Source organism: Hallella seregens ATCC 51272, from assembly GCF_000518545.1.
In the GTDB taxonomy this organism is placed as follows: Bacteria; Bacteroidota; Bacteroidia; order Bacteroidales; family Bacteroidaceae; genus Prevotella; species Prevotella seregens.
Map to the genome: position 1 here is coordinate 24,434 of NZ_JADU01000031.1, position 6,000 is coordinate 30,433.

Below are 6,000 nucleotides of genomic sequence, written 5' to 3' on the forward strand. Positions count from 1 at the left end.
GCGACAACAGCGTAAACGCACTGCGACAACAGCGTAAACGCAGCGCAGCAACGGGCCGGACGCATCCCGGTGATAACGGGCCGGCATGCCCCTGCCGCCCTTGCACGGTGACAGGAACCGCGCCAACCTGCGGCGGACGCGAAGAGCCGCACGTCTGCCGAGCCCCCAAACCTGTTAACAAAATCCAATGACGAATAAGAAAAGTTAGAGTTGACGCATGCGCACGGCCCCTCTAAACTATTTCGAGTAATTTTGCATCTATGAAGAAACTCGAACAGATGATGCTCCTTCTCACCTGCCTGACGGTGATGGCCGTGGCCGCCATCCAGCGCGACGGGCGGGTGTGGGGCCATGCGCTGGCAGACACCGCACAGACCACGGAGGGCCGGCAGTCTGCCGTGCAGACGTTGCGCACCATCGACGACGGCACCATCGTGGTGAACACCGCGGCCATCGGCAAGGACATTGCGGGCTACGGCGGACCGGTGCCGCTGGAAATCCGTCTGAAAGACGGCCGTGTGGCGGGCGTCAAGGCACTGGCCAACACGGAGACTCCCGACTTTTTCGACAAGGCCAAGTCGCTGCTCACGCGCTGGGACGGTAAGACCATCGAGGAGGCCGAGGCCCAGAAAGTGGACGCCGTGAGCGGGGCTACATTCTCTTCGCGGGCCATCATCGGCAACGTGCGGCGCGGTCTGCAGTTTGCCTCGAACCATGACGTGCAGCCGTCTTTGCTCGACAAACTCGACCTCAGTGCGAAGAGCATCGCCGGGCTTGTGGTGGTGCTCATGGCGGCTGTCATCCCCCTGTTTTTCAAGAACAAGGGCTACCGCACCGTGCAACTGTCGCTCAACGTGGTGGTGCTGGGCTTCTGGTGCGGCACTTTCCTGAGCTGGTCGCTCTTTGTCAACTACATGTCGAGCGGCATCAATCTGTGGACATCGCTCATCCCTGTGGTCATGCTCGTCACGGCATTTGTCTATCCTCTTTTCGGCAAGAAGAACTACTATTGCACCAACATCTGCCCTTTCGGCTCCCTTCAGGACCTTGCGGGCAAGGCCAATCACCGTAAATGGAAGATGGGACAGGCCACGGCCAAGCGGCTGGAGCAGCTGCGCCAGTTGCTTTTCGCCGTGCTCATGGTGCTGATGCTCACGGGCACGGCCGCGCAGTGGATGGACTACGAGGTGTTCACCGCCTTTATCTTCCGGTCGGCCGCCGCGGTGGTGGTGGCCATGGGAGTGGTGTTTGCCGTGCTGGCCGCCTTTGTGCCGCGCCCCTACTGCCGTTTCGTATGCCCCACCGGCACCCTCTTCAAAATGGCCGAAAACCGCAACTAACGCATAAAAGATATGAAAGCAAACACATGGTTGAGTCTGATTCTGGCCGTGGCACTGGCTATTGTCAGTGGAAAAATGGTGCTGGCCAACCACGCCAAGAGTGAGGAAGCGCAAAGGGCAGAGGCTGCACGGGCCGCCCAAAAGGCAGAAAATGCCGCCATCGACAACATCATGACGCGGGCAAGCGTGCGCTCTTACCTCGACAAACCAGTGGAGGACGAGAAAGTTACGACCCTGCTCAAGGCTGGCATGGCGGCTCCGACGGCCATGGACAAGCGGCCATGGCGGTTTGTGGTCGTAACCGACAAGGAACAGCTCAAGGCTTTGGCCGGGGCCAATCCCCATGCGGCGTTCGCCGCCAAGGCCCCGCTGGTCATCGTTGTGTGCGGCGACATGAACAAGGCCATCGAGGGGCCGGGCAGGGATTATTGGATTCAGGATGCCGCTGCTGCCACCGAGAACATCCTGCTGGCGGCTCATGCTTTGGGACTGGGAGCCGTGTGGACGGGCAATTATCCGGTCGCCGACCGCTGTCGGGCCATTGCCAAGGTGCTCGAACTCCCCGACCACGTGATTCCGCTTGCCACTGTTGTCATGGGCTATCCCGACAAGACCGTCAAGGCTAAGGACAAATGGGATGAAGACAATGTGTCTTACGATGCCTACGATGAGTAGTCCGCACGCTGCAGATTGCCCCGCCTCGCCGGCTCCCTGCCCGAATCCATTTTATAGGATCCGATGGGATTGGGCGGGGCTTTTCCTGTCCAAGCGCTTGCCCATTTGGAAAACAATCACTACTTTTGCACCCGATAAAACACTATTTTAAATTCAACCGTTCAAACTTTTATGACGAATAGAGTCTGCTTTTCCTGCATCACCCTCCTGTTGTGCACCCTGCCGATGGCTGCACAAACCCAAGAACAGTCGCCGATAAAACCCTTCCGCAATCTCGATGTGTCCGTATCTGCCGGCACCACAGGACTTGGACTGGAAGTGGGCTCCGACATATCGGAAATGGTTCGGCTGCGCGCCGGTTTCTCTTTCATGCCTCATTGGAGTGACGACATGAAGTTTGGCGTGCAGGTGGGCGACAAGCCCGAGTCGAAATACGACGCTCAGGGCAATCGCGTGGAGACCAAATTCGACCGGCTACAGGCCCGCATGAAAGAGCTTACGGGGTTCAACGTAGACGAGACCATCCACTTGCAAGGCAAGCCCAAGTTCTACAATTTCAGTCTTCTGGTAGATGTCATGCCTTTCGCCAACAAGCAGTGGCATCTCACTGCCGGCTTCTATTGGGGCAACAATAAGCTGGCCGACGCCGTGGTGTCACAGGAAGACATGACCACGATGCTGGCTGTAGGCATCTATAATAATATGTATAGCAAGGCCATCAACAACCAACCTTTCGTAACGATCAACGGCAACGATGTTTACAATGAATCGCTGGCCAACAAGCTCATCAGCTACGGACGCATGAAATATCGCATAGGCGACATGAAGTCCACCGGAGAGGCATGCTACGCTGAGCCGGACGCCAATGGACTGATTAAGGCCGAAGCCATCATCAACAACTTCAAACCTTACTTGGGCTTTGGCTACGAGTCCCAATTGGGACGTGCAGATAATCACTGGAAAATCGGCTTTGATGCCGGCATTCTTTTCTGGGGCGGCAGACCTCGCGTCTATACCGAGCGCACCATTGAGCATATTACCGAAGACGAAGAAACAGGCATCAAGACCTACAACTACACCAAGGAGAAAGTCGATATTGTCCGCGACGTCACCAATTATCGCAAAAATATCAAGGGGAAAATCAACTTCCTTAAAGCCCTCCCCCTCTTTCCCGTCCTCAATGTAAAGCTCACCAAATCTTTCTAAACCCTTTCTAAACAGAAGAAATTTATAGTAAACTTAGCACGCTGCCATAACAGCCTATCCCCCATAAGTTCCTATCCCGCCCTTACTTCCTGTAAAATCCTATCAACTCCTATCTATAATCGGAAAATTAGGACCCTTTCCAAATAGAAGTGCAAAATCTCGGTGGTGTTTGACACACTATGAAAAACACCACTGTGGCTTGCCTTGCGGCCGGGGGCGTGCCCCCCGAAGTTCCGCCTCAGGCACAGAATGGATAAATGACAATAATCAATCGACCATGAACAAATCAGCTATCGTCAGAATGGACAGTGAGCTTAGGACTTTTTGGAACAGGGCATTCTGCTTTAACTGGAAGTTCGGACTCTTCTTGGTTATTGCGGTTTGCACCCCACGGTTCATGTTGGTGCTCCATGCCAATGCTTCCGGGAGTTATGGCACTATGGGGCTAATCATGACGCTTTCTGCAATCGTGCCGTTCCTGTTCTTGAACAAACATGGACGACAAGAGATAGGAATAACAAAACCTCAAAAGTACAATTGGCTTTTAATTGCTTTTGTTTGCGGACTGATTGCGAGCCTTTTTCTTTATTTCTTAGGACAAGTCTTATACGGGGACTCTTATGAAAATTGGTACAAGTATATCGGAAAGTCTTATCAAATTCCGATGGAAATAAGCCAGAGTGACAAAAAAATATTATTTGTTATCATGGCAATTACTGGAATGACATTTAGTCCAATCGGCGAAGAATTGTTTTTCAGAGGAATTGTTCATTCAAGTTTTGCAAAATCAATCGGAGAGAAAAAAGCATCAATAGTTGATAGTTCTACGTTTGCAATAACTCACATTTCACATTTTGGCTTGGTATTTATCAATAATAACTGGAGCTTTTTCACTATTCCAACTATAATTTGGGTATTAAGTATGTTCTTGGTAAGTATATTGTTTTTCAATTTTAAAAAACATTCCAATTCACTTTTAGGGGCAATAATCTGTCATTCAGCATTTAATCTGGGAATGATTTACTGTATATTTTATCTAATGTAATGGGACAAGGAAAGTATTAAAAAGTTTGTGACCATAAATTTTTACCCTATTAATAGCCCAAAAACAGGCGAACTTCTCGATTCTCTAATAAATGTATGGGAGAAATCCGTGCGTGCAGCTCATATTTTCTTGACAGAGCAAGATATTCAAAACCTTATTCCTTTCTGCCGAAAAGGACTGAAATTGGTTGATTTATTCGTTGTGAATTACAATACGCTCCCTGTTGCGTTTATGAGCATTTCGGACAACAAGGTAGAAATGTTGTTTGTGTCGCCCGATTATTTCAGGAAAGGCATAGGACAAAGACTTGTTCGGCTTGCCATTGATGAATACAAAATACACTATATTGATGTAAACGAGCAAAATCCCAACGCACTCGCATTCTTTTATCTGAAAATGGAGTTTCAGGTTTTGGAGCGAACGGAAACAGATAAACTGGGTAATCCTTTTCCCAATACTTAAAATGAAATGAGTTCATCCAAACCATCTCCAAGGACGAGCATCACTGAGTCATAGAAGCTACGGGAAACTACAGTGCTCTGCTTGTCTATCTGCTTTCCGAGGCAGGTATTACCACCAGTCTGGAGAATCCCCTCAAGGTGAAGAACTTCGCCCGTGTGATGCTCTCTACCGTCAAGACCGACGAAGTTGGACGCCCGCCTTATTGCCCTCTATGGTGAGAGGATGCAGCCAAAGCCTTATGTGATACGCAGCGATGCCATTCTGACTCTAAAGCAGAAACGCACAGTCATCCGCCAAATCAAGAAGCAACTCATTGCCCTAAAGAACCTCGAGGGCTCCATGGAAGTACCGCCGTTCTTTGATTCCATGTGCAGGAAGTCCATCGAGCAGACTGTCGCTTTCCTTGAAAAGCAGATCAGAAATCTCGAAGAGGATCTTTGTTGTCAAAGAAACAATAAGCAGCAAGAGTGCTACACATAGATTCATGATGAAATTGTGTATCGACCGATGCCGGGAAATGGACGAGATTTGCCTTAATCTTCAGCAGGTCGTTGATGCACTCGATAATATATCTCTTACGCATGAGTATCTTGTCCCACATGGGTAGGAGTTTGTTCTTCATGTTTGAGTTCAGACCATACACCAGATGGATACCTTATTCAAAGATCCTTTCAAAGAGTTCTTTTTTGATGTATCCCCTGTGTCTGCAAACACCTTTCCGAAGAGTTCCTTGAAGAAGACACTCCATACTCTCTCATCCCCATCATCTACATTTTCCCCTGTAAAACAAAATGTTATGATTTCTCCAAGGTCGTTGCAGAGCAGGTGCAACTTGAAGCCATGACACCATCCCATCTTACCCTTTCCTTTCCATTCTTGGCAAGGCCGGCAAAGACCTTGTTGTAATATCGTCGTACATTGTGACATATGGGTATCATGGTGCTGTCAACATAGGAGATTCCCGAACAACGTCCGAAGGCAAAGAGCTTCATGAACAGCATCAGCCTGCAGAACACTCTTGGCATGAGTTCAACAAAGCGGTTATAGGAAACTGCGTCAAGCAAATCCTGACACATTATACCCCTTTGACCCAATTCAAAATAATACTCCTTGAAATTGCGATATGTGCCGAAATGATAGTATACCAGAATGGTCATAATCCCACTTTTCAAGAGTCTGGCCTTGCGGTTTCGGTAGCACCTATCCCCGCCTATAAGTTTCTATCACCTCTTATAATTGCCTATCCCCGCCTATAATTGCCTATCACCTCCT

5 protein-coding genes and 2 pseudogenes are annotated in these 6,000 nt (G+C 49.6%); 6 read left to right on the plus strand and 1 reads right to left on the minus strand.

Going from position 1 to position 6,000, the window contains the following annotated elements:
- The first annotated feature begins 260 nt into the window (after positions 1–260).
- The 6 genes and pseudogenes from L888_RS0109685 to L888_RS15030 all read left to right on the plus strand — a co-directional run.
- Positions 261–1,340: an FMN-binding protein gene (locus L888_RS0109685; protein ID WP_027952746.1), complete on the plus strand. Its 1,080-nt coding sequence runs from the start codon at positions 261–263 to the stop codon at positions 1,338–1,340.
- 12 nt (positions 1,341–1,352) lie between these two features.
- Complete coding sequence (locus L888_RS0109690) at positions 1,353–2,015, plus strand: nitroreductase family protein (protein WP_027952747.1); 663 nt, start codon at positions 1,353–1,355, stop codon at positions 2,013–2,015.
- A 171-nt stretch (positions 2,016–2,186) separates the two neighbouring features.
- The gene (locus tag L888_RS0109695) at positions 2,187–3,221 is read left to right on the plus strand and encodes a hypothetical protein (RefSeq protein WP_027952748.1); all 1,035 of its coding nucleotides are present in this window, start codon (positions 2,187–2,189) and stop codon (positions 3,219–3,221) included.
- 277 nt (positions 3,222–3,498) lie between these two features.
- Positions 3,499–4,266, plus strand: coding sequence for a CPBP family intramembrane glutamic endopeptidase (locus L888_RS0109700; RefSeq protein WP_044249088.1), 768 nt, complete (start codon positions 3,499–3,501; stop codon positions 4,264–4,266).
- 27 nt (positions 4,267–4,293) lie between these two features.
- Positions 4,294–4,728, plus strand: coding sequence for a GNAT family N-acetyltransferase (locus L888_RS0109705; RefSeq protein ID WP_027952750.1), 435 nt, complete (start codon positions 4,294–4,296; stop codon positions 4,726–4,728).
- A 5-nt stretch (positions 4,729–4,733) separates the two neighbouring features.
- Positions 4,734–5,166, plus strand: a pseudogene (locus L888_RS15030) (IS110 family transposase); the annotation flags it as partial.
- On the opposite strand, the pseudogene L888_RS14330 reads toward L888_RS15030, so the two are convergent.
- A pseudogene (locus tag L888_RS14330) lies at positions 5,144–5,924 on the minus strand (IS982 family transposase); the annotation flags it as partial. The pseudogenes L888_RS15030 and L888_RS14330 overlap by 23 nt on opposite strands.
- Between the last annotated feature and the right edge of the window lie 76 nt (positions 5,925–6,000).